Annotated in this window: 1 protein-coding gene; it reads left to right on the forward strand. The window is 59.6% G+C overall.

The window, feature by feature from the left end:
- Nucleotides 1-43 precede the first annotated feature (43 nt).
- A partial coding sequence (locus SB773_RS35105; protein WP_410595220.1) for a sulfotransferase family protein occupies nucleotides 44-230 on the forward strand: 187 nt, incomplete at its 3' end.

The following is a 230-nucleotide window of genomic DNA, read 5'->3' on the forward strand; positions in this document are numbered from 1 at the left end:
GGGCCGCGAATACGTCGCATCCGTCCGATCCCTCATAGGCGATGTGCCACGCTTCGTGGACAAGCTGCCGCACAACTTCCTCTATGCAGGGCATATCGCGCGGGCTTTGCCACACGCCAGGATCGTGTGCCTGCGCCGTGATCCCATGGATACCTGCCTGGCCAATTTCAGGCAGCTTTTCGAGCTTTCCACGCCCAATTACGACTACTCTTTCGACCTGCTCGACACCG

This window comes from Bacillus sp. SIMBA_074 (assembly GCF_046534555.1).
In the GTDB taxonomy this organism is placed as follows: domain Bacteria; phylum Bacillota; class Bacilli; order Bacillales; family Bacillaceae_G; genus Bacillus_A; species Bacillus_A mycoides.